Origin of the sequence: Acetobacter malorum (assembly GCF_002153605.1) — a bacterium.
Lineage (GTDB): Bacteria > Pseudomonadota > Alphaproteobacteria > Acetobacterales > Acetobacteraceae > Acetobacter > Acetobacter malorum_A.
On sequence record NZ_JOPG01000092.1, the window covers coordinates 1 to 288 of the forward strand.

1 pseudogene is annotated in these 288 nt (G+C 58.0%); it reads right to left on the bottom strand.

Annotation, left to right across the window (positions count from 1 at the left end):
• A pseudogene (locus tag HK23_RS14075) lies at nucleotides 1–250 on the bottom strand (hypothetical protein); the annotation flags it as partial.
• Between the last annotated feature and the right edge of the window lie 38 nt (nucleotides 251–288).

Consider the following 288-nt stretch of genomic DNA (forward strand, 5'->3'; position numbering starts at 1 on the left):
ATGTCCGATCGACCGCCTCCATGAGAGCCATATTGCGTGCCATCATGCGATCAACGGCCTCGAACATGATGTCGATATCAGGCATTGCCGCTGTCGTTGCGATGCCCTGGACCGGGACCAGGATACCGACCTGGTGTCCCCGTGCATCAACGACGCGCAACGTATCCTGAGCCTGCGCAGGCAGGGCAGCCGCGCCGCAGGCCAGTGTTGCAACAAAGGTGCCGGCCTGAATCATACGAGAAAAATGCATTTTGGAATCCTCCGTGTCTGTTAAGCAGTGTCGGACGA